Below are 21,392 nucleotides of genomic sequence, written 5' to 3'. Positions count from 1 at the left end.
CGTTAATGATCGCATACCCTCTTTAGCGTTCAATAGCACACCTGTACTATTCACCACGACAACTCCGGGACCTAGAGTCAAGGTCTCGAACATGCCATTGCAGGATTGAAAAGATGCTCAAAAACCTGTTCAACAGCCTTTTCAATCGTCCGCTGACAAAAGATCAGTTCGCCGAACACCTCATCGAGGCTGCGCGGGAAAAAGGCTTTACCGGCCCTCTCGAATACCGTCCGGAAGAATTCAGAATCGAGCATGGGGATAACAGCTACCTGAATCTTCACAATGCGTTTGACGAGTATCAGAACGCTGATAAAACCGAAAAGCCTCAAATAGTGGCCAGGTATGTGACGGCGTTTATCCATGCCAGCTCCGCCCCCTCAGCATCGTCCCGGACTTTCGAAGACACCAGAGCCCTGTTGCGGCCGGTTATTCGTAACCTGGCGACGTATGAAGAAATTCGCCTGAATCAGATCCGCTCTAAAGGCTGGGATGCCCCGTTCGAAATAGCCCAGCGGACCTTTGGCAAAGATTGCGCTTTACTGCTCGCAGTCGACTACCCCGATTCGCTATCAACTTTGTTCAGCGGTATCCCTGATGACTGGGGAATCACGCTGGACGAAGCATTATCGATTGCAATTCGAAACCTGCGTGACGAGACCGAGGACCGCTTCGAAGAAGTCGCGCCGGGACTTCATGTCGGTCGTTGGAATGACGGTTATGACATCAGTCGGGTACTGCTGCCTGACGTTTTGCAGCGAATCCCCTTGCAGGGACAGCCCGTTTTCATGGTGCCTACACGCGATGTTTTGTTGGTGGCCGGCGACAAGGATGAGCACGGAATTCGCCACATGATTGAGGTCTGCTTTCAGGTAATCGAAACCGGGTGCGCCGTTTCCAGCCAGTTATATACGTATCAGGACGAAAATGTCGTCACGTTCTTGCCTCAGGACGAGGACAGCCAGGCCCGTCTCGCCACACTGGAACGGATGCTTCTTCAGGGTGAGTACGATTCACAAAAGACGCTTCTTGATGCGCTCCATGAGGAACAGCAGGAGGATGTGTTCGTTGCGTCTTACTTGCTTTACAAATCGGATGAGTCCGGCGAAAGCACTTTTTCCATCTGTAGCTGGGCAGAAAACGTCATCACGCTGCTGCCCAAAACAGACCGGGTTTCGCTTGTGCAACCTCTGCAGGATGGAACAACCCATACGCGGATTGTGGAATGGGACGAACTTGAAAGCCGGTTCGGCGAGTTGATGAAGCCCGTGACGCTCTACCCGGTCAGGTACCGGGTCGATGGATTCCCGACGACCGAGCAGCTCGGCCAACTGCCATAAATGATCAGGCCATCAGCATTACAAACCACTGCCACGGTGTCAGCTTCGTCACCATCATCAACACCACGACGAACATGCCGAGAAAACCGCAAACACCCATCCAGAACCATTTCTGGTAGAGGTTATGGTATCGATCATCCAGTAACAGACCCTGTTCAACCGCGCTCAATGCCAGCCCATGCATCCTCTTTTGCAGGACGAGGACCGGCAGCCAGAGGGCACCTACGCCAATGAAGATCGCCACCGAAATCATCAACCAGGGTGAAGTCATCGGCAGCCCCGCAAGCGTCACCAACAGGTAGCCCGTACCAAGCTGAAGAAAGCCTGCGGGCGTGGTAATCCAGGTATCGAACCGCACCACCATCGCACAGACATGAGCGATGACTTGTGGGTTGCGAGTGCGACTGGCTGCGATCAGATAAAGAAACGAGCCCATACCGAATCCGAAAAGGAAGATCGCCGCGATCACATGCAAATACTTCATCGCCAGATAAAGCATCGATCAACCTTTCTCATCCGAGAACCGTACGGCCAGCTGTATATTCTGCGGATCGTTCATGGCTGCCAGATACTCTTCAACGCTGACCTCCCCCACACAGGGTCGGGCGCCTGGCTGCGGGCGATACTGCTGAGCGACTTTCGCCATCAGCGCTACCGCAGCACAACTGGGAATCTCCGGACCTTTGTCGTTGTCCGCCGTTAACTGGGCATTCATGCTCAGGGCTTTACCGTCCAAACCGACACCCTCGACATCGATGTACATGGCACTAAGGCCGTCACCGAAGCGCTCGAACAGCGTTCCCCAGCGATGCAGTCGTGCGGCCCATCCCATCCGGTCCTTGACCAGCCCTGCGCGTAAGCCGGCCGCCAGCAGGTAATTGGCTACGCCCCCAAGCTTGAGGCCCGAGCCAGCTTTGAAACTCAGGGTGTGCGCGCCATAACGGCTGCCAAAAATGTCGATATCCGGCACGTCGACGTTAGCCAGCACGCGCGTCCCCAGATGCTGCATTTTGCGTAATGTCAGATCCTGCCAACCCGAAACTTCGTGGACTTTACAGCCTCGCAGTTGTTTGATCGGCTTGCCAGCGTAAGCGAGTACACCTTCAACGGTGGACAATCCGGGCATTTTTGCCGAGGAAGAGATGCCATGTTCAATGACATCAATACGGCTGAAGCGGTGACGGTACTGGTCAATGATGGCTGATGACAGCGTAGGCACCGAGCTGCAGCCGCTGAGCAGGGTTACACCTGCCTGTCTGGCTGCTGCGTCGAGAATGCCGATACCGTTGACGAAAGCTCGGCAGTCCGCCAGGTCACAGTAGTTGACCCCGGCCTCGATACACGCCTGGGCCACAGCATAGGACTGCCCCTGAAATGGACCGCCTGTATGGATGACCCATTGGATATCCAGCGCGCGCAATGCCGAACCGAACTCTGCGCCCATGGCATTACCACACCAGTTCTCACATATGACGCCCGATTGGCCTTGCAGCGTACTGACACTCTCAGCCAGCCTTTCAGGGTTGCGCCCTGCAATCACAAGTACAACGTTGGGCATGTTGATCAGGTGTCGGCAAACAATTGTGCCGAAATTTCCATACCCGCCAACCACCATGACTCTCAACGACATCCAATGCTTCCCTGTCTTAAATACTGTTCACGTTAACATTCGCCGCTAAGTTGATCAGGCCCGTTCCACAGGTTTCTCACACATTGACAGCAGTGTCAGGCGCAGTTCCGAAGGTCTCAGCGGTTTTGACAGCACAGAGATGTCCCGTGCCTGCGATGCCTCCTGGACCATGTCCACTTCTCGGCCGGTGACAATCAGCGCGGGAACATCCCAGCCCCGAGCCATGCGGATGCTGTCGATGCAATCGAGACCGTTGGCTTTCGTACCCAGATCGTAATCGGCCACGATAATGTCGCAGTTGGTACTCAACCCTTCCGCCGAACTGGCGGTCTGTACGTCGCAGCCCCAGCGCTCAAGCAAAGCTGCGGTGGCCATGAGGACGTTGTTGTCGTCCTCCACCAGGCAAATTTTAACGCCCTTGAGCAGGCTGTGCCCCAGTGTTTTTTTGCGCGGTTGCTGCACGGGCGCAGCGACTTCTTCGAGACCGTGAATGGTCACGCTCGTACCACGGTTCACTCTGGATTTAATCTGAATCTGCACGCCGATGATCTGGCTGAGTCGCTTGACAATGGACAGGCCTAATCCCACGCCTTCTACATCCTTGTCGCGCTCGTGGCGTATTCGATAAAACTCATCCCAGACGTTGGGGAGATGCTCGGCGGCGATCCCCGGCCCTTGATCATGGACACTGATCGACAGCGCTCCCTTATGGCTGCGCACGCCGATCAGTACCGGATGGTTTGGTGCGTATTTGAGTGCGTTGGACAGTATGTTCTGAACCATGGTGGCAAGGAGCGTGGCGTCCACCCTCACCCACCGGTTACAAGGCCGGATTCTGAGTTCGACACCGGCCCAGCGCGCGGCGGCGATATTCTGCTGGGCGATTTCGCCGAGCATTTCGCCCAGATTGACCACGTCTGATTTGGCCGACACCTTGCCGCTGTCCAGTGTGTAGATGTCAAGGATCGAGCGGAATAGTTGTGCCACGTTGTGCAGTGACCGATCGATATTGTCCACCAGCTTGCGCTCGTAATCCCCGAGCGGGCTTGAACGCAGGCAGGCAGTGAACATGCCGATGGAGTGAATGGGCTGACGCAGGTCGTGGCTGGCCTGGGCGAGAAAACGTTCTTTCTCCTGATTGGCAACGGTGGCCTGCTCCGACGCCTGGCGCGTCCTGACCAGCAAGATATGGGCGTAGCCCGGCACTAGAATGGTGACAGCAACCAGCATCAGGACCATGAACGGCTGGGCCTGCCAGTACGGAGTCAACTGATAAATAATCAGGATCGCCAACAGTGCCAGAGACGCAGCAATCGCCAGATAGCGCGAGCCGTAGCGCATGCCGTTGCCCAGCGTGACCCAGACCATCACACTGAAGATCGGCAGCGTCGCCTCTCCGCCCACCACCAACCCTACTGAAATCCCGGTGTAATCGTGCACCATGCCGAATATCCGACGTGCAGGGAATACGCCAGGCCGGGTGATAATGTATTGCCGCAAGATAAACGAAACCACCAGAAAACCGGCGTAGTAAGCAATGATCGGCTCATACTGCGCGACATCGTATCCCGGCAAAAAACCTATCAACGATACATAAGTGATCGCCACCGTTGCCACGGTCAATCTCAGCGTGGCCTGATCCAGTTCAGCGTTTTTCCGGTCTGTCATGAGTAACCCTGCCGTTAGTCTGGCGGTGATGCGCGGTCTTGCTTCGTACAAGTTTAAAGATGAGGCATGGAAGATTCATACAGCAAGTCGCAGAACCGGATTTATTTTCCCTGATGAGCCTTGCCAAAATGGATCTCGAGTGGCACTGGGGGCGTATCGTCAAGACTTCCTTGCCGCTGCACAGTCACCTGATAATGCCCCGTCTCAAGTTTTCTCTTAACCAGGTCGGCATTGAGATAGTTGCCTGCCCATGAGTCTAATTTAGGATGCATGACCTGCTCGTTCAGCATCTCAATACCGCTCTCGATTTCTTGAATGCGGACTTGAAACACTAACGCAGATCCGGGCTCGCGCCATGTGTCGTTCTCACGGGTGTCACCTCCCGCCAACGCCCAGGCTTTTTTCCGTTCGATGCCGTCGCGGTAGGGATACTGCAGCGCCACGGCATAACGATCGGGTTCCGTCACCCATACCTCAAGGTTTGTTGTACTGGCTGGGCCCTGCATGTCCAATGGCACGCTATACCTTGGCGTGCGATCTGGCGTGAACTGTGTAAGCAGGAATACGACGAAAAGCACGATGATCCCGGATACGACTGCCAGAATCCCGAGCGCACCGGCCAGCAGTGTTCTAAGCAAGGAAAGCCTCCCGGCGCAAACGCGCGTTGCAATACTTAAGGATTGAGAAAGTTGGAGTCAACACACCCAGGCGGGTGATCGCTGTTATTGTCCAGACACTGCACCAGTGGGTAGCCACCCGGCAGGAGATTACTTCGTCGAAAATCAAAACCTGATGGTAGATGCTTAAAGGTTATTGCTCGCGACCTCTTTCAGGCAATAGCACATCTGTACTATAGGCAGTTTTGGAACAGCCCCCTTAAGCTATCGCCATAAACGAAATCCGCCCCACCGTTAAAAGTATGCGTCGCCCGGTCACTCCACATGGCAAGTAACCTGCCATTGCTGTCGCCCCCGCGCGCGAAGAATTAATACCACTCTATTTTCAGATCAGAGGTAACAGGCATGGGTACTTATTGCCAACTGGCAAAATTCAAAGGTTTGGCGACCGCAGCCATGTTAATGGCCGCGTTAACGGCGTGTTCAAGTGGTATCGGGAGTTCAATTCCTGGGCTGGATTCTCTGACGGGCGAGGGAAAATACGCGCCGGAGTTTATTAAAACCAACATTATCGTTGGCAAATCAACAAAACAACAAATTCGAGAAAAATTCGGCACCCCCACAAACGCGACTGACGACTTAGGCAACAACTCCTCGGAATGGCTGTATGATCGTGAAGATACACAGATCGGCAAGCTCGCAGACATGGCGTATAAGTACACCAGCCGTTACTCGGGCGGCAACTCTGCAAGCAGTACGATCATTGGTGGGCAAATCAAGGCGGGTGAAGCTCAGGAAATAATGACTGACGCCGGCACGGTCACAGGTAGCAACACTCCGGGCCAAAAAGTGAACATCAAAAAACTGTATATCGAGTTCAGGGGAGACGTAGTGCGCGACTTCAGAACTTACTAAGGAATTACCGATGCCTTTTTAAATATTTCAAGGCATCGGTTTCCTCACGGGCAAATCTCTCTCAGAGCGTTCGTCAGAACCGGTAAGTAGCCCCTACCCCAAACAAGTTGGCGTCGCTTTGATAAGTCGCACTGTAACTCGCCAACGCATTGGAGCGACTGACATCAACGCTTTCTTCTTTGAGGTAGGAATAAGCAAGGTCAATCGTTAATTGCGGCGTCACGTTATAACCGACACCGATGCTGAATATCTGCCGATCACCGGTCGGCGTGCGCGGCGAACGATTGGTGTTGCTGGTCGGCGATTGATCGAGTGTCAAACCGGCGCGCACGACCCATTGCGGATTCAACTGGTAAGCCGTGCCGATGGCATAAGCCCAGGTGTCATGCCAGTTCAGGCCCTCCTGAATGGAGCCAGTCAAGGCCGAAGCCAACGCACCACCCTGCGCTGCCGAGATCGGCTGATTACGCAGACTCAGGTCCTGCATGCTGCTCCAGCCCGTCCAGGTCGCGCTGGCGAAGACTTTCCAGGCGTCGGTCACTTCCTGGGTAACCGAAAGATCGTAGGACTCAGGTGTGGTCACTTTCAGCGTGCAGTCATAACGGTTGCTGGCCAGTATTTGTGGAGGCGTTCCTGCACCGGTGGCGACCTGAGTGTGGCAGTCCAGTTTGTAGTCGACTTTGGAGTGGTAGGTCAGCCCGACCCGGGTGGTGTCGGTGGCATTGAACAACACCCCCAGATTGAAACCGACAGCCGTGTCGTCACCTTTGACCTTGACGTTGGTGTCAGGAATGGCCGGATTCAGTGTGACGTCGGACTCAAGCGTGCCAGCAATCCGGTTGAAGGTAGGCCCGAAGCCGATCGACAATCTGTCGTTAAAGGCGTAGCTAACGGTGGGCTGCAGCGTGATGACCTTGATGTCGCTCTTGCTGGCGAACATCCGTCCCTGAAAGCCGTTTTCGTAATCAGTCGACAGGCCAAACGGTGCATAGACCCCAAAACCAAAGGACCAGTGTTCATCGAGCTTTTGCGTATAGAAGCCGAATGGCACCGTGCTGAACGGCACCATATCGCCGTCGTTGCTGCCAGTGGAACGGCCGCTGACATTGCTGATGTCCGTGGAGGCGTCGATGAACGTGGCGCCTGCGGTAATCTGCGTGCCTTCAAGGCGCGCCATGCCCGCCGGATTCCCGTACACAGTACCTGCGTCATTGGCGGCCGATGCCCGCCCCGCCTGACCGCTCCCCATGGAACTGATGCTTTGTTCGGTACGGGCGAAGCCGCCAGCAAGAACCTGTGTGGATACAAATGCAACGGCGAGGCCAAGGGTTGTCTTGAGCATGGTCATTTCTTTCTTCAGAACCCGTTATTGAAAAGTGCCGGGGAAGATCATCAACGATGCCTTCTCTTCCAACATGAATCGGCGCGAGGCCGAGGCGAGTCCGTTCACACAACAATCCGATAAATCAAACACTCAGTTTCATGGCGAGTTATTGCGAGGTGGTGACGACTTTTATCGTTTCGTTAGTCACGTCCGGCAATCCACCATGGGCTGAAACAAAAGTTTTTATGAGTCGCCCGCGGTACTGCCCGGCCGACGCAAACCAACTCTCGATGACAGCCAGATTTCGCCCATCCTTGCTGGAAGCGAGTCCCGAGGAAATCTCATTGGTGAACTTGCAGGCATCAAAGGTGCCCAGCGGAGTCGTTATTGTTTCTCGCCCGACATAGGTGTGCTTTTCAGTGATCTCGTACTCGACACCAGGCCCGGCCGTGACGGTTTTGCTGCGATAGCTGACCGTGACGGTTTGCCCCGGCTGCAGATCAATCGGGACGGCTGGTGGCGGCTCGTTGTAGGTGGCGACCAGCGAAGCACCGCTGCCGTGCTGGTTGCCGTATCTGATGAGCTTGCCATCCACCAGGTCGACGAAGGCGTACCCGGTAAAAACCGGGGCGTTATTAATCAGCGTGGTTTGTGCCTGCATCAGCGGATTGGCGCCGGCAAATGACTGACGGCCGAGTGTTTCGGTTTTGTTGTGCCCTGGCACTGCGGGCGCGTTGCTGATCCGCGTTTGAGTTTCGACCACCGAGCCTTGACGGAAGTCGGTCTCGGCAACGCAAGTGCCTGACGACTTATCGCTGGCAGCCGCTGAGCCTGCAAATACCCCGCTCCAGGCCACAACCACCAAAACTGCCAAGCGCGTTGCTTGTTTTGGATAACGACGTTTCAAACTGATTTCACCCATGGACAGTCTCTTCACCGCTACAACCGCCCCACGCCTGCACTCGCAGCACAAATCATGGGCTGCGTCGACGTAAAGACAAACCACGGACGATATCAGTCGCTGAAAACGTGCTCAATAGCACATATGTGCTATATGGCCTTGATTTGGGTGTGGGCTTTTATTGCGCAAGATCTACTCCCCGTGTCGCTGACACCGCGCTGTCTCGCAAACATTGCGATCTGTAGGAGCTGCCGAAGGCTGCGATCGCGGTCTGCCAGGAGACAAGCTTCGCAGCCTTCGGCAGCTCCTACAGAAAACGCTTTCAATCCAGTAGTTTGCACGTTGTTTGATGAAAGCCGATTCACCAGGGTACTTCAGCCCTGAAGTCTGACTTGCGAATAAACTTAGTTAGTCCCCCACTTGTGCAGCGATCCAGTGTTACCCATCCCCATAAGGCCACAGCCTATGGTTTCGTAGTACTCGATGATGCCTTTGGAGTTAACGGTCATATTCACCCTGCAGGCCTTGTATTTGCGTTCAGCTGTATGGGTCCCTAGTATTGCTGAACGATGTTCGTCAAGCGTTGAAAACAACCTGAGCTGATCATCCGTGCCATACACCGAGATCAACCCAGGATTAAAATTGAATAAGTGACTGCCGAGATCAGTAAGGCGATTGCTTGGTGGGCTCACCCTTTTTCGAACATGAAGGCGGATTCGTCATGCCCATGGTCAGAAGGTTGCCACCGTTACATACGGTCGCACCCCGGCACACTGTCAGCTGCTTACTTATTCAGATCAGTTGGCAAGCCACGAGTCCACAACATCTGCACCGTACTTGGCTTTCCACTCTTTAAGGGTGCGGTGATTGCCCCCTTTCGTTTCAACAACCTCGCCGGTTTCAGGATTCTTGAACACCTTGATCACTCGTGCTCTGCGGGTTTTGCGCTCGGCGACGGGCTTGTCAGCCTTGACACGGGGAGCTGCAGCATGGGGATCAAGCACCGCCACCACATTTTTCAGGCTGAATCCGTAATCAGCCAACAGGTTGCGCAATCTTGTTTCGAATTCGATCTCTTTCTTTAGCCCTTCATCGCCTTTCAGCGCATCCAGCTCTTTAAGCTGCTCGGCCAATTTTCTTTCCAGCAAACGAAACTCTGCAAGCTTGGACATTTATAACTCCATCACGTATTGGAGGTTGGAATGGGCGGACAAACAGAAGTGTCCTGTTCGTGCGCGGAAAAGCATTCAATGTTGCGCCAGTTAGCGATGTGATCCAGGCCAGCCTCTCTACTGGCTTTTTATACGAACTGCACTTACCTGACTGAGCATGCTTTCCTTGCTGAACACGAAAGTCATCACCACGGAACTGGCATCAGGGTCGACTATAGCCCGCCCCCGGTTATCCCGAACCACCACTCTGTCAGGCAGATTCTCGACAATCGTCCACGTACTGGACGGCGTAAATGCCCGGATGAGCGCCGCCTTTTGGGTATTCAGCGGAAAGAATCGCGTGACCACTTCGCTGACATCGATTTGCTCAAACCCGACCGGTTTTATCGACGCGTAAATCTCGTCAAACATGGCGTTCAGGTTTGCCTGCCGATCCCCCGAACTGGCACTCCACTCAGGACTGACTTCGGCAGAATCCTGGCTACCGGATTTACACGACGCAATCGGGTTCGGTTTACCACAATCCATGGATCGCGCCAGAGCATGATGCGAAGAGAAAGCCAGCAAAATAACTGCAACCGCGGGGTACTTCATTAAGAGGATCCTTGGTAATTCTTGACCTGATGTTTACCGGGGACATTGTTGACCGGGATTTACAGACAGCCCTCTTCCCGATAATTGCCGTCAACATAAGCCAGCGTATCGCCCGGCCCAGGCTGCCAGCGGACCCTGGCAGTCACTCTGCACGGTATCCATCCCTCGCGTCGTACAGCACCGTAATAACCTGCACTCTCAAACCACGTGGGCTTGAAGCCTTCCTTGTTGAGTTCACGAATGAAATCACCCGCAGGCATACCCAGAGGAAAACGGGCGCGCAGACGACTGTCAAACTCCGCAGACGCGCCGTTCCATGAAGTGGGTAATCCATCAGTCAGAAAAGATGGCGAACGCACCGAGTCCCACATCAGAACGATGAAAACTCCAATGACGACCCCTGAACCGTATAGCGCTGCATGTCGAAAAAATCTTCTAACGTTCAGTCCAGGAGCTAGTTCCATGGACAACCCCTTGATGGTTTCTGATCCTGCTCGCCTGTCATGACTCGCGTTTAGTGGTGGACTTCGAAAAGATGTAGCCAATGGCAGCAATTAATTCATTCATGCCAGGCCGTTTTCAATAGCACATGTGTGCTATTTGTTCGTGCGCGCCCTCGGTATAGCCTTTCGCATGCCACTCATGGGCATCGCTGATCTGTTAGTTATCTATGAAGGATGTTTTATGCACCATCGCTTGCTGACTACTCTGGCTCTTGCTGTAAGTGCGATCACTGCTTTCCAGGCTCAGGCGAGTGATGATGACTCCTGCGCACCGACCTGGTCGGTCAACAAGAATCAATTCAGTGTTTGCAGCAATCTCCCTTTTCTCAGCCCCAGTAACGACAGCACCGTCAACTTGCGCCTGTTACTGGCAGACTCCGGCAAACTGCCGCTAACGCCTGCGCCCTTGAGCAAAGATGACATCGCAGAAGGTTATGGTGAGGTGCCTTTCGCCTACTATCGCCTTCAACCCGCGTCTGACACTGAGAATGAAAGTACGACATCTTCGGACGGCGCAAAAAGCCAGAGCCTTGATCCATTGCTGACAAGCCTGGGAATCAAGCGCGAGCAGGCGGAGGTTGCCAGCTCGACACTGGTCGACGGTGAAGGCAGTCGTTGCCGAAGCAACAATGAACAGACGGCCGCCAACTTCATTCAGGCGCTGGTCAACACACAGGATTTATCCCCTGCTGAACGCTCTGCGCTGGGCACTAGCCGGTTGCGCATGCTCTCGGCTTGCAGTTGGGAGCGAGAGCAAGTTAAAAGCATGCTGCCTGCCGATCTGCAGTCCGCTGCAGGCAAATCTTTCGCGACCTATCTGGAGGCAGCGGGGGATTTTTACAGCGGCCGGTTCCTTGAATCCACGTCTGGCTTTACGTCGCTCGCGAATAATCCCAATCCCTGGCTGAAAGACACATCGCTGTACATGATCGGCCGCAGTGAGTTGAACCTGGCTCAGGAAAAAGCCTTCGAGTACGGCGAATTGAAGCCTGACCGGGTCGATAAAGCGGCTGCCCAACGCGCCGAGGAGGCCTTCGAGAAGTACCTTCAAACGCTCCCGTCAGGCACGTATTCCGCCACCGCCAAAGGGCTGCAGCGCCGTGTCCACTGGCTGTTACAAGACACCAACAAGCTCGCTGCCGAGTATGAAGCGCTGTTTGCCGACATCGACAAAGTCACTCAAGCCGACAGCGCAGCTTACGATGCGCTGATTCGCGAACTGGATCTGAAGCTGATCACGCCTAATAAAGCGCCTGTCAGTTCGCCGCTGATTGCGGCGGTCAATGACCTGATGTGGATGCGCGTGGGCATATCGAACACGTTGACCGAACCGGCACTGCTTCAGCAGAAAGAGATTTTTGCTCAACAGCCCGCACTGTTCAGCTACCTGCAAGCAGCGGTCGCCTTCTACACCGAAAAAAACCCGAATCGCGCGCTGCAATTGTTGCCTTCCGAGGTGCCTGACACGCTTGGCTATGTCGCGTTCAGCCAGCAAGTCTTGCGCGGCCTGGCGCTGGAGGCCATCAAGGATGACAAGACCGCACAGCAACTCTGGCTGCAATTGTTGACCAAGGCCAAATTGCCTTTGCAGCAAGAGCAACTGCAGCTCGTGTTGGCGATGAACTATGAGCGCAGCGGTCAGGTAGCCGATGCATTCCGCGCAGACTCGCCGATCAAGAACGAGAAAGTGCGGTATATCCTGCTAGCCAAATCGGCTAATGCAGATCTACTGCGTCAACAGGTTACTCAGGGGATCAGCAAAACTGAACGCGACACCGCCCTCTTCCTGCTGCTCTATAAACAATTGATGCACGGTCAGTTCGCAGCGTTTGCCAAGGACCTGAAACAACTGCCTGATCAAGTCCCTGACACCAAGCTCAGTTACAGCCTGGGCTATCAATATGATCAGGGCCAGTCACTGGCACTGTTCAAATGGAACGGTGAAAAGGCTGAGTCCGGTTACCGCTGCCCGAGCATCGCCGAGATTGCGGCGGTACTGGAGAAAAACGCAAGTGACGACCAGGGTTTGATTTGCATGGGTGAGTTCATGCTGCGTAACCATCTGGACGACTCGCCACTGAATGAAAAGCTGACTGATGGCGTGCTGGGCAGCGGTCCCTCGAGTTTCCCGGGCGAGTCGTTCTCACGGCATAACGCTTACGTAACGGTCATCAACAATCCAAAGGCCAGTCACACAGACGTCGCTTATGCGCTTTACCGCGGGATTAATTGCTATGGCCCGGCGGGTATCAATAGCTGTGGCGGAGAGGATGTAGAACCCAAAGTCCGTAAATTCTGGTTCCAGGACCTCAAGAAGGAATTTGCTGATACCCGTTGGGCCAAATCCCAACAGTATTACTGGTAAATGCGGACCCTGTTATGGCTGACCCTGGTCAGCCTGCTGCAAGTTGCTACGGCATCTGCCGCAGTCAAGGCCGACGACTATGATGCGTTCTGGCTATGGGGAGGCGTGTCATCGCAAGACGTGCTCGCCAAGGCCAAAACACTGTATGTGCTGCAAGGACAAATCAGCAGTTCACGCAGTGAGCGCCATCAACGGGTGAATTTTGTCGCGCAGGGCATGCCAGTCTCCAGGCTGCCTCAGGAAGAGCTCTGGATTGTTTATCGTGCACATACCCTGCGTTGGCCGGACTCTGTATACACGCAGTTGCTCGGACAGCTCAATCGATGGCAGCAGGCTGGTAACAACGTTGTCGGCATACAGGTCGACTTTGACGCCCGTACACGATATCTCGGCGAGTACGTGGAATTTCTGCGCGATCTACGAAAGCGCCTGCCCAAAAACTATCGGCTCAGTATCACTGGCCTGATGGACTGGAGCAGTAACGCGGACACTTCAGTCATCGGCGAGCTCAAAGGCGTGATCGATGAGGTAGTGGTTCAAACGTATCAGGGCAGGCACAGCATTCCAGACTACAAAGCCTATCTGCCGCGACTGAGTCGCCTGGGGCTGCCTTTCAAAGTAGGACTGATTCAGGGCGGTGAGTGGAACGCGCCGGCTTATCTGGAGCGCAGTGAGGGATTTTTAGGGTATGTGGTGTTTCTGCAAAACCCTCAGTGAGCACACTTACATGGCCAGATCAGGGGCGACATCGTATGCAAAGCCACATCCATCCATCCTTGAAACGCCTGGCACTGGATTGTAGTGAGTGGGTTGAACGCGCCAGGCTTGAAAGAAAACACGAGAATTTCACAGCCGCTGTCCAGGCCTACCTCGATACCGCTGGCCCACTTCACGCCAAGGCGGGACTGCATCTGGACAGCCTGGCTCATTACTACGATGTGGCCAGCTGTGACGCATTTCTTCGCAGCGACAGGCCGATGCTCAGCCGTACGCTTCAACGCGCAGCCTCCTTGCGGACACTGATGCTGCGTTGGGACGGCATGTACAGCCATATGCGTCAGGATCTGGGGAACTGGCCAAGAGAGTTTAAATACGGAATGAGGGCTGCCAGTCCGGCGATGTTTTCCTGGTGGGACCGCGCCGAGATCTGTGCCCGTCTATTTATCGAAATGGCCGAGAAAGATCAGCGCATTAACACGATGCGTGAGATGCGCAGAATAAAGCGCGGCACGAGCGACGCTTTCTTGATTGGTCTGTTTTCCCAGGCGTTCAACATCGAAACGGATTTCATGGCTCCAGAGCCGCTTGTACCCGGTTACCGGGCGCTGCTGGAGCACTGGCAAAGCGAAGATCAAGCCACCTTCACCACCGTCATGCAAGAGGCGGCAGACTTTCATATCAGCCGGAGCAAAGAAAATACAGACCGGAAAAGATATGAGTTTGACGCCACGCTGGATCGCTGCTTCCCCGCTGAGCTGCTTGCCGTTCAGGCCCTGCGTCGTCGAAAAGGTCTCCCCGATTTTACCGTGGGCCACCTCCTCATCGACACGCCCTGGAGTTTCGTGCAGGAGATGAAATCGGTGGAGCGCTACGCATTGGTGGATAACGTGGAGGCCAGATTGATTCATGACTATCCGGAATTTCGTTGAGGTCATACGCCACGAACGACGGACCTGATTAGCAGGCCATTGCAGAAGCAAAGGAAACAATCCATTGACGATACTGACTGTTGCAAGCAGTGCCTCGAAGCGCTGGAGAAATCATATGCTTCATCTGGCCTATATTTTCACAGCATCGGCGTTCCTCTGGCAGCCGCTGGGCGCACTTGCCGCGCCGACAGCACCCGCGCCTCCCTACCCCGTTCAGACTGCGGATGACATCGAAAACCTGCTCAATCTTGATGAGCGCAAAATCATTCAAGAAGGCTTGATCTGGAGCGGGGTTTATACCGGCGGGATCGATGGCAACTTTGAAAAGGACACGCGTGACGCTATTGCGGTAATCCAGAAACAGTACCAACAACCCGAAACGGGTCGGCTGAGTACTAAAATAGCCGCGCGTCTTTACCAGTTAGCCCAACACTCAAGAAATAAATTCGGCTGGGAAACCTATATCGACCCGAGGACGGGCGTGACGCTTTCCTACCCGGAGATATTACTCGCAGCATCCCCCGACCCACGCACCGGAGCGATGGGCTTCGTCTCCGACGACAAGAAAATAGTGCTTCAGATGGTCAATCAGGTTGGGGTCCAATTTGACGCTATTGACGCCCTTTATAAGCAAACGACTGAAAACTCGAAGTCAAACATCACTTATAAGCAAAAGAACGAGAACATGTTTGTCAGCGCCGGGGAGCGTGGTGCTGTTAAGCACTACAGCCGTTACGAGCAACGAGGGGATGAGATTCGTGGTTATGACCTGATTTGGTTCCGCGAGCGTGATACAGAGATGAAAATTCTATCCCCCTTGATTGCCAACAGTTTCGCATTCGGCACGCTCGGGACATCAGACCCCTTTCTTAAACCTCACGGGATAAAGTTTCCTCATTACCCGTATCTGGGGGGGCTTTCTCGGGAAATAAAAAAACAAACCGCCGGCACCAAGGCTTCACCCCTCAAACAGCAAGCCCCGGTGGAAGCGACTCCCGACGGGCTTGGGCCGCGCTTTTCGTATTCTTACGAGGAGTTCACAAGTGGGAAAGCTGTAGACGCCTATCGCGTGGCACGCAAGTCTGACTTGCTGAGAAGCAACATCGCAATCACCGCGCTGGATGGGATGTTCATGACACAGCATCCTTTGCGTTATATCGCCAGACCTTGTCGCGTGGACGCGGATTACAACCCAGAGGAATCCGCAGTTTTCCTGTGTTATGAGATGGTCGACTACCTTCTTCGCCAGGCTAACTCCCTCTACGTCAATGAGGATCCGGCATTCCGGCTTCAATACATCAAGGCCAGGCTGCAGCTTATTCTGCTGCATGCGACAGGCCACGCACTTATTGACCTGCTGAAACTGCCACCCCCTATGAACGTCGAAGAAGCTGTCGATCAACTGGTCGCCACCCTGATTCTGCTGGGTATGAAAAATGAGGACGATCCTGAAGAACTCACGCACATGCTGGCAATGAACGCGGCCGGATTCAAAGCCGATCCGTCAGTGCAGCCGGCTTACACCCGCGACTATTTTTCCGAAAACCACGCCTGGAATGAGGAACGTTATTCCAACGTGCTGTGCATGATTTATGGCAGCAACCCGAAGAAGTACGCATCGATTATCGATCAGAGGCTGCTTCCGGAATCCAGAGCAGCAAGTTGCAGAGAAGATGCGCCGAGGAAATATGAAGCCTGGGTGGACTTCCTGTCGCCATACTTCGCGCCGCGCTATCAGAAAACCATTAATGATTCCGCCGAACCCCGCATGATTCAATAGCACACGTGTGCTATGGATAGTCGTCATCCAATCAAATACTATTTTTTGATTGGATTTACGCAATTCAATTAGCCTAATTCCGTCAGGATTTGATTAATGACTGCAAGCACACTCAAAACTTTAGCGCCCGTCGCTGTGTTTGTTTTTCTCTCCGCATGCGCAGGTGTACCGCCAAAACCCTCCAATGGTGCTGCGGCTTACGCCCCTACGCAGTGTGGAGGGGTTAAAACCGATACTGTCGCGTTCCTGACCAAAGCTTGCGACAGTCAATTGCAATCCGGTGCCCAGCCTCTGGCCTGCGGTTCTTTGCGTGAAGAGACTGCCAAAGTGATCGCTCAGGCGCAGCAGGAACCCGCTCGCATGACAGCCGCCCAGCGTGGCAATGGTTGCCGCGAAACAGTGATGGATCAGATCAGCGGCGATATGGACAAAGCCATGCAAACGTTGAACAGGTTCCAAGCTGCGCAACTTGATGAACTTATTCCGAAACAGTGCGCTCGTGTTGACTTCAGAAAGCTCGATGCACTCGGCAAACAGTGTGAAGGGCAACTGGCCGAGCCGGGAAAGATGAGTACGAAAACCGCGTGCGCAAACCTGTCGAAAGAACTCGATGTGATGGGTCCCATGCTTGACAAGGCAAAGGCACAAAACGATCGGGATCCAGAAGCGTGCAGTAACTCCGTCAAGATGATAAACGCCCACTTCGGCAAGGCTTTGAAGCCTGCGATGGAGTACGACTCCCGCAAATTTGATGAGAACCCGACATGGTGATTCGTGCGCTCAAACCTTTATTGCTTTCGAGCATAACGTTGATCAGTGCCTGCGCCTCTGTTCCAGAGCTGATGGCACGCTCCGCGTGGGAAGGCCGCAACGTACAGGATGCTTATAAAAAGTGGGGTGGACCCCATCAGATGGACCAGACTCCTGATGGCGTGTTTACCCTCGTCTGGTTTGAATCACACTGGGAAACCGATACGGTCTACAAAGGCAGCAGTGAGAACGTGAGTGGTGGTGTTCGAAACATCACCAATTATTACGCCGACGAAACGACAAATGTGGACTGCAAGATCACGCTCTACGTGGCTCCAGATCAAACCATCCTTAAAGCTGATTCCGAGGGCGGTTGCGGACGACACATGACGCCACCCGACAAGTGAATTGCCGCCGCTCTTGTTGCGCTGCGTAGCGGCCTTGCAACGATTGCTTTTCCGTCTTGCGGATCCAGGGAATTTAAGCGCCGGGCTGAGTACACTCTTGAATGTCGATAGCGTTGAAGAACTTAGAGCAGGATCGGCGTGTCTGGCTGCAGGAAACATCCGCTTGGCTTAAAAAGAGACGGGTGCCCACTTAAATTTAAGTGCACATCAGTCCCTGGACCTTATGGGGTTGGGTAGATGGCTGGCCGGAGGCACACTGAGCACGTCCGAATCTTTGATGCCATTGAAACAACGCTCGTCAAAGTTAGTTGTTAGCACACTCGCTATCGCGGTACCTATAGTACGGATGTGCTATTGGAATTTTATCGTTTCCCCGTACATTGCTAATAACCAACCTCTGCTATTTCTGCCGACAGCGTGATTTCGCGGCCGACATTAGAAGCCGCCGACAGTGCAGCAATTAAGGATAACTACGGAGTATGGCTACTGCATCCGTCTGGATAACAACACCTCGTAAAGCCTCAGCAGGCTTCATGGTGTCACTTGTACTTATGGTACTGCCCGCCGGCGTCCATGCCAGCGGGCAACTGCCGCCGAGTGCGCTCGAAGACCGCACGTTGCCCAGCGCTGCCGCCTGCCGTGCTTTCCTTGAGGCGACCTGGCGAATCGATCAGCAGAAAGCCGATCCGCAGCCTTTGCCCGGTGATAACGGATCGAGGCAGACGTTGATCTACTCCAACGGTGTGGTTGCCATTGATGACAAACACCTGACTTATGACGTTGAGGAAGGCTGGCAATTCCGACGGCTGCTGCGCGATATAAATATGAGTAGCATACGAACTTCCTACAGTTACGAAAGGCGAAGTTACAGGTGCGATGACGCTCATCTGACGGGCACGAGTATCAAAGGCTACGCACTGGAAGGCTATGAAGCCCTGCCTGAGAACTGAACTGAACTGAACGATGACGAACTTACTTAATCTGGCGAGCGCACTTCAGGGGCTATTCCATTGATGATAGGGACCTTAGAAACACGCTCCTCGACGAGCTGGAAAAATCGAATGCTGCACGTGGCATTCATCACGACCGTTGCAGCTTTGGGCTGGCAGCCTGCAAGTGTGTTCGCGGGTGTCGCCGCCCCCGCTAACCCCTACGCCACCCAGAATGCCGACAACACCGAAGGCTCGCTCAATTACGATGAGCGAAAGCTGATCCAGGAAGGCTTGGTCTGGGGCGGTTTTTACAACGGCTGGATCGATGGTCAGTTTGGCAAAGGCACCCGGGACGCCATTGCAACTGTTCAGCAGCAATACAAGCAACCTGGCACCGGCATGCTCAATGCCGACCTCGCCGTGCATCTGGGTGGTATGGCGCTGAATAACCGCACGAAGTATGGCTGGACGACTATCACCGAGCCCAAATCCGGCGTGACGCTGGCCTACCCTTCAAAGTTGCTCACCAGGACCACTAACCCGGAACCCAACTTCGTCAATATTGACTCCGAAGACAGAAGTGTTTCGATCCAGCTATTACGTATTGATAGGGTCAAACCCGACGCCATCGACACGTTGTATAACGACCTGACCGGCAACGGTAAATCCACCGTGACTTACTCGTTCAGAAAAGGCAGCTTGTTCATCATCGCGGGTGATCGCGGCACCGGCAAATACTACAGCCGCTATGAACAGCGTGGTGGCGAAGTCCGTGGTTATGATCTGGTCTGGAGCGGCAGCCGGGATGCAGAAATGCAGGCGATCTCGGTATTGATTTCAAACAGCTTCGAGCCCTTCGATACCCCTCGCCAAAACAGAGAGCCTGACTATTCCTACCTTGTCGGGCTGGCTCAGGCTGCGAAAAACGAGTCCGGCGGCAACCCGCCTCAGAACAACGCCAATACGCAACCACCCGCACAGCAACCTGTGCAACAACAACAACAACAACAACCCGCACAGCAGCAACCTGCCGCACAGAACGCGCAAAAAACCGATGTCTCGGACGGTAAGGGCACGCGGTTCTCCTATACGTATCAGGCGCCTCGTGATGCACGGCTGGAAGAAGCCTATCGTTTCACGCGCAAGGCAGACCTGCTGGTCGGTAACGTAGAAATTGACGCCATGGACGGCATGTTCATGATGCCTCGCCCTCTGCACTATGTGGCCATGGAGTGCGGGATGGTCAATGCGTTCTACAGCCCGAAAGACTCGGCGGTATTCCTCTGCTATGAGATGGTTAACTACCTGCTGCGTCAGGCCGATGAACTGAATACGAACAACGACCCGGATTTTCCAACCGATTACGTGAAGTCCAACCTGCGGTTTATTCTGCTGCATGAAACCGGGCATGCGTTTATCGACTTGTTGAACCTGCCTTCTACCGGCCGGGAAGAAGATGCAGTCGATCAAATGGCGGCGACCATGATCCTGATGCATGTAAACCGTGATGAAACCCCAGAGCAGCTCACCCGGGTATTGTCGATGACCGCGACCTGGTTCAAAAACAATGCCTCACTACAAAATGGCAATGCACTCCACGATGCATTCTCGGACGAGCACTCCCTGAACGAACAGCGGTATTACAACTTGCTCTGCATGGTGTACGGCCGTAATCCGCAGGAGTACGCCTCAATCGTCGATCGAGGGCTGCTTCCAAAGTCGAGAGCTGCGCGTTGCCCTCAGGAAACCAGCAAAATCGTCTCTTCCTGGGCCCGGTTACTGCTGCCGCACTTCGCGCCGCGTTATCAGAAAGACGCCAACGACTCAATCAATCGCCAGGATGCGCAGAGCCGGTAGTGATTTTTCAGCTACCGGTCCCGAGACTTTTACCCGTGGGATTCTATGTTTCCCTGCAAACACAAATCCGTGGGAGCGAATTCATTCGCGAAGGGGCCGGTACATCCGATGTAGCGGTATCGTCAGGAATACCGCCTTCCCGAATGAATTCGGTCCCACAGGATTTGCATAAGCTTGAGATGCTACCAACCTGCGGGAGCTGAGCTTGCTCGCGATGAACGACGACGCGGTATGGCCATAAAACCGAGTCGCCAGTATCGCGGGCAAGCCCGGCTCCCACAGGGATTTGCGATCCGCCTGAGACGGTTATCTGTGCGAATTCATTCGCGAATGGGCCGGTACATCCGATGTAGCGGTATCGTCAGGAATACCGCCTTCCCGAATGAATTCGGTCCCACAGGTTTTGCATAAGCTTGAGATGCTACCAACCTGTGGGAGCTGAGCTTGCTCGCGATGAACGATGACCCGGTATGGCCATGAAACCGAGTCGCCAGTATCGCGGGCAAGCCCGGCTCCCACAGGGATTTGCGATCCGCCTGAGACGGTTATCTGTGCGAATTCATTCGCGAAGGGGCCGGTACATCCGCAGCCTTTGTATCGACTGAAATACTGCCTTCCCGAATGAATTCGGTCCCACAGGTTTTGCATGAGCTTGAGATGCTACCAACCTGTGGGAGCTGAGCTTGCTCGCGATGAACGATGACTTGGTATGGCCATGAAGCCGAGTCGCCAGTATCGCGGGCAAGCCCGGCTCCCACAGGGATTTGCGATCCGCCTGAGACGGTTATCTGTGCGAATTCATTCGCGAATGGGCCGGTGCATTCGATGTAGCTGTATCGTCAGGAATACTGCCTTCCCGAATGAATTCGGTCCCACAGGTTTTGCATAAGCATTGAGATGCTACCAACCTGTGGGAGCTGAGCTTGCTCGCGATGAACGATGACTTGGTATGGCCATGAAGCCGAGTCGCCAGTATCGCGGGCAAGCCCGG

19 protein-coding genes are annotated in these 21,392 nt (G+C 54.2%); 10 read left to right on the top strand and 9 right to left on the bottom strand.

What is annotated here, in order from left to right:
• Window positions 1–113 precede the first annotated feature (113 nt).
• A complete protein-coding gene (locus tag KDX30_RS08305) occupies window positions 114–1,337 on the top strand; it encodes a DUF1444 family protein (RefSeq protein ID WP_231675476.1) in 1,224 nt (407 codons plus the stop codon).
• Between the two features lie 4 nt (window positions 1,338–1,341).
• Here the strand turns inward: KDX30_RS08305 and KDX30_RS08300 are convergent, their stop codons facing one another.
• From KDX30_RS08300 to KDX30_RS08285, 4 genes are all read right to left on the bottom strand, one after another.
• The gene (locus KDX30_RS08300) at window positions 1,342–1,836 is read right to left on the bottom strand and encodes a DUF2269 family protein (protein ID WP_231675475.1); all 495 of its coding nucleotides are present in this window, start codon (window positions 1,834–1,836) and stop codon (window positions 1,342–1,344) included.
• Window positions 1,837–1,839: 3 nt separating this feature from the next.
• Window positions 1,840–2,967, bottom strand: coding sequence for a saccharopine dehydrogenase family protein (locus KDX30_RS08295; protein WP_231675474.1), 1,128 nt, complete (start codon window positions 2,965–2,967; stop codon window positions 1,840–1,842).
• 54 nt (window positions 2,968–3,021) lie between these two features.
• Window positions 3,022–4,635, bottom strand: coding sequence for a hybrid sensor histidine kinase/response regulator (locus KDX30_RS08290; protein ID WP_231673404.1), 1,614 nt, complete (start codon window positions 4,633–4,635; stop codon window positions 3,022–3,024).
• 101 nt (window positions 4,636–4,736) lie between these two features.
• Complete coding sequence (locus tag KDX30_RS08285) at window positions 4,737–5,273, bottom strand: DUF5625 family protein (RefSeq protein WP_231675473.1); 537 nt, start codon at window positions 5,271–5,273, stop codon at window positions 4,737–4,739.
• Window positions 5,274–5,657: 384 nt separating this feature from the next.
• Here KDX30_RS08285 and KDX30_RS08280 point away from each other — a divergent pair, with 384 nt between their 5' ends.
• A complete protein-coding gene (locus KDX30_RS08280) occupies window positions 5,658–6,167 on the top strand; it encodes a hypothetical protein (protein WP_231675472.1) in 510 nt (169 codons plus the stop codon).
• Window positions 6,168–6,240: 73 nt separating this feature from the next.
• On the opposite strand, the gene KDX30_RS08275 is transcribed toward KDX30_RS08280, so the two are convergent.
• The 5 genes from KDX30_RS08275 to KDX30_RS08255 all read right to left on the bottom strand — a co-directional run bounded on the left by KDX30_RS08275 (window position 6,241) and on the right by KDX30_RS08255 (window position 10,622).
• Window positions 6,241–7,509: an OmpP1/FadL family transporter gene (locus KDX30_RS08275; RefSeq protein ID WP_231675471.1), complete on the bottom strand. Its 1,269-nt coding sequence runs from the start codon at window positions 7,507–7,509 to the stop codon at window positions 6,241–6,243.
• A 148-nt stretch (window positions 7,510–7,657) separates the two neighbouring features.
• Entirely contained in the window at window positions 7,658–8,413 is a 756-nt protein-coding gene (locus KDX30_RS08270) for a DUF3108 domain-containing protein (RefSeq protein WP_231675470.1), read from the bottom strand.
• Between the two features lie 776 nt (window positions 8,414–9,189).
• On the bottom strand, window positions 9,190–9,564 hold the full coding sequence (locus KDX30_RS08265; protein ID WP_027899953.1) for a histone-like nucleoid-structuring protein, MvaT/MvaU family: 375 nt from the start codon (window positions 9,562–9,564) through the stop codon (window positions 9,190–9,192).
• A gap of 117 nt (window positions 9,565–9,681) precedes the next feature.
• Window positions 9,682–10,158 carry a DUF6393 family protein gene (locus KDX30_RS08260; RefSeq protein WP_231675469.1) on the bottom strand — a complete coding sequence of 159 codons (477 nt, stop codon included), beginning with the start codon at window positions 10,156–10,158 and terminating at the stop codon, window positions 9,682–9,684.
• 59 nt (window positions 10,159–10,217) lie between these two features.
• Window positions 10,218–10,622, bottom strand: coding sequence for a hypothetical protein (locus KDX30_RS08255; RefSeq protein ID WP_231673397.1), 405 nt, complete (start codon window positions 10,620–10,622; stop codon window positions 10,218–10,220).
• Between the two features lie 220 nt (window positions 10,623–10,842).
• On the opposite strand from KDX30_RS08255, the gene KDX30_RS08250 reads away from it, so the two are divergent.
• The 8 genes from KDX30_RS08250 to KDX30_RS08215 all read left to right on the top strand — a co-directional run bounded on the left by KDX30_RS08250 (window position 10,843) and on the right by KDX30_RS08215 (window position 20,401).
• On the top strand, window positions 10,843–13,026 hold the full coding sequence (locus KDX30_RS08250; protein ID WP_122806157.1) for an outer membrane assembly lipoprotein YfiO: 2,184 nt from the start codon (window positions 10,843–10,845) through the stop codon (window positions 13,024–13,026).
• Window positions 13,027–13,743: a DUF3142 domain-containing protein gene (locus tag KDX30_RS08245; RefSeq protein ID WP_231675468.1), complete on the top strand. Its 717-nt coding sequence runs from the start codon at window positions 13,027–13,029 to the stop codon at window positions 13,741–13,743.
• Between the two features lie 35 nt (window positions 13,744–13,778).
• Window positions 13,779–14,675, top strand: a complete 897-nt coding sequence (locus tag KDX30_RS08240; protein WP_231675467.1) for a hypothetical protein — start codon at window positions 13,779–13,781, stop codon at window positions 14,673–14,675.
• 115 nt (window positions 14,676–14,790) lie between these two features.
• The gene (locus KDX30_RS08235) at window positions 14,791–16,455 is read left to right on the top strand and encodes a DUF4344 domain-containing metallopeptidase (protein WP_231675466.1); all 1,665 of its coding nucleotides are present in this window, start codon (window positions 14,791–14,793) and stop codon (window positions 16,453–16,455) included.
• A 96-nt stretch (window positions 16,456–16,551) separates the two neighbouring features.
• Window positions 16,552–17,226: a hypothetical protein gene (locus tag KDX30_RS08230; RefSeq protein ID WP_231675465.1), complete on the top strand. Its 675-nt coding sequence runs from the start codon at window positions 16,552–16,554 to the stop codon at window positions 17,224–17,226.
• On the top strand, window positions 17,220–17,612 hold the full coding sequence (locus KDX30_RS08225; RefSeq protein WP_027899961.1) for a hypothetical protein: 393 nt from the start codon (window positions 17,220–17,222) through the stop codon (window positions 17,610–17,612). The genes KDX30_RS08230 and KDX30_RS08225 overlap by 7 nt, the downstream gene beginning before the upstream one ends.
• 479 nt (window positions 17,613–18,091) lie before the next feature.
• Window positions 18,092–18,562: a hypothetical protein gene (locus KDX30_RS08220; protein WP_231675464.1), complete on the top strand. Its 471-nt coding sequence runs from the start codon at window positions 18,092–18,094 to the stop codon at window positions 18,560–18,562.
• Window positions 18,563–18,673: 111 nt separating this feature from the next.
• Window positions 18,674–20,401 carry a DUF4344 domain-containing metallopeptidase gene (locus KDX30_RS08215; RefSeq protein ID WP_231675463.1) on the top strand — a complete coding sequence of 576 codons (1,728 nt, stop codon included), beginning with the start codon at window positions 18,674–18,676 and terminating at the stop codon, window positions 20,399–20,401.
• Window positions 20,402–21,392 lie beyond the last annotated feature (991 nt).

Source organism: Pseudomonas quasicaspiana, from assembly GCF_021147825.1.
Taxonomy (GTDB): Bacteria; Pseudomonadota; Gammaproteobacteria; order Pseudomonadales; family Pseudomonadaceae; genus Aquipseudomonas; species Aquipseudomonas quasicaspiana.
Note: the sequence above shows the minus strand (reverse complement) of the source record. Positions and strands in the feature narration are given on the sequence as shown.

Bases quoted from the DNA above. Each gene is read 5' to 3' on its own strand.
- KDX30_RS08305 (WP_231675476.1), top strand. From the start codon at position 114: ATGCTCAAAAACCTGTTCAACAGCCTTTTCAATCGTCCGCTGACAAAA.
- KDX30_RS08300 (WP_231675475.1), bottom strand. From the start codon at position 1,836: ATGCTTTATCTGGCGATGAAGTATTTGCATGTGATCGCGGCGATCTTC.
- KDX30_RS08295 (WP_231675474.1), bottom strand. From the start codon at position 2,967: ATGTCGTTGAGAGTCATGGTGGTTGGCGGGTATGGAAATTTCGGCACA.
- KDX30_RS08290 (WP_231673404.1), bottom strand. From the start codon at position 4,635: ATGACAGACCGGAAAAACGCTGAACTGGATCAGGCCACGCTGAGATTG.
- KDX30_RS08280 (WP_231675472.1), top strand. From the start codon at position 5,658: ATGGGTACTTATTGCCAACTGGCAAAATTCAAAGGTTTGGCGACCGCA.
- KDX30_RS08275 (WP_231675471.1), bottom strand. From the start codon at position 7,509: ATGCTCAAGACAACCCTTGGCCTCGCCGTTGCATTTGTATCCACACAG.
- KDX30_RS08270 (WP_231675470.1), bottom strand. From the start codon at position 8,413: ATGGGTGAAATCAGTTTGAAACGTCGTTATCCAAAACAAGCAACGCGC.
- KDX30_RS08265 (WP_027899953.1), bottom strand. From the start codon at position 9,564: ATGTCCAAGCTTGCAGAGTTTCGTTTGCTGGAAAGAAAATTGGCCGAG.
- KDX30_RS08260 (WP_231675469.1), bottom strand. From the start codon at position 10,158: ATGAAGTACCCCGCGGTTGCAGTTATTTTGCTGGCTTTCTCTTCGCAT.
- KDX30_RS08255 (WP_231673397.1), bottom strand. From the start codon at position 10,622: ATGGAACTAGCTCCTGGACTGAACGTTAGAAGATTTTTTCGACATGCA.
- KDX30_RS08250 (WP_122806157.1), top strand. From the start codon at position 10,843: ATGCACCATCGCTTGCTGACTACTCTGGCTCTTGCTGTAAGTGCGATC.
- KDX30_RS08245 (WP_231675468.1), top strand. From the start codon at position 13,027: ATGCGGACCCTGTTATGGCTGACCCTGGTCAGCCTGCTGCAAGTTGCT.
- KDX30_RS08240 (WP_231675467.1), top strand. From the start codon at position 13,779: ATGCAAAGCCACATCCATCCATCCTTGAAACGCCTGGCACTGGATTGT.
- KDX30_RS08235 (WP_231675466.1), top strand. From the start codon at position 14,791: ATGCTTCATCTGGCCTATATTTTCACAGCATCGGCGTTCCTCTGGCAG.
- KDX30_RS08230 (WP_231675465.1), top strand. From the start codon at position 16,552: ATGACTGCAAGCACACTCAAAACTTTAGCGCCCGTCGCTGTGTTTGTT.
- KDX30_RS08225 (WP_027899961.1), top strand. From the start codon at position 17,220: ATGGTGATTCGTGCGCTCAAACCTTTATTGCTTTCGAGCATAACGTTG.
- KDX30_RS08220 (WP_231675464.1), top strand. From the start codon at position 18,092: ATGGCTACTGCATCCGTCTGGATAACAACACCTCGTAAAGCCTCAGCA.
- KDX30_RS08215 (WP_231675463.1), top strand. From the start codon at position 18,674: ATGCTGCACGTGGCATTCATCACGACCGTTGCAGCTTTGGGCTGGCAG.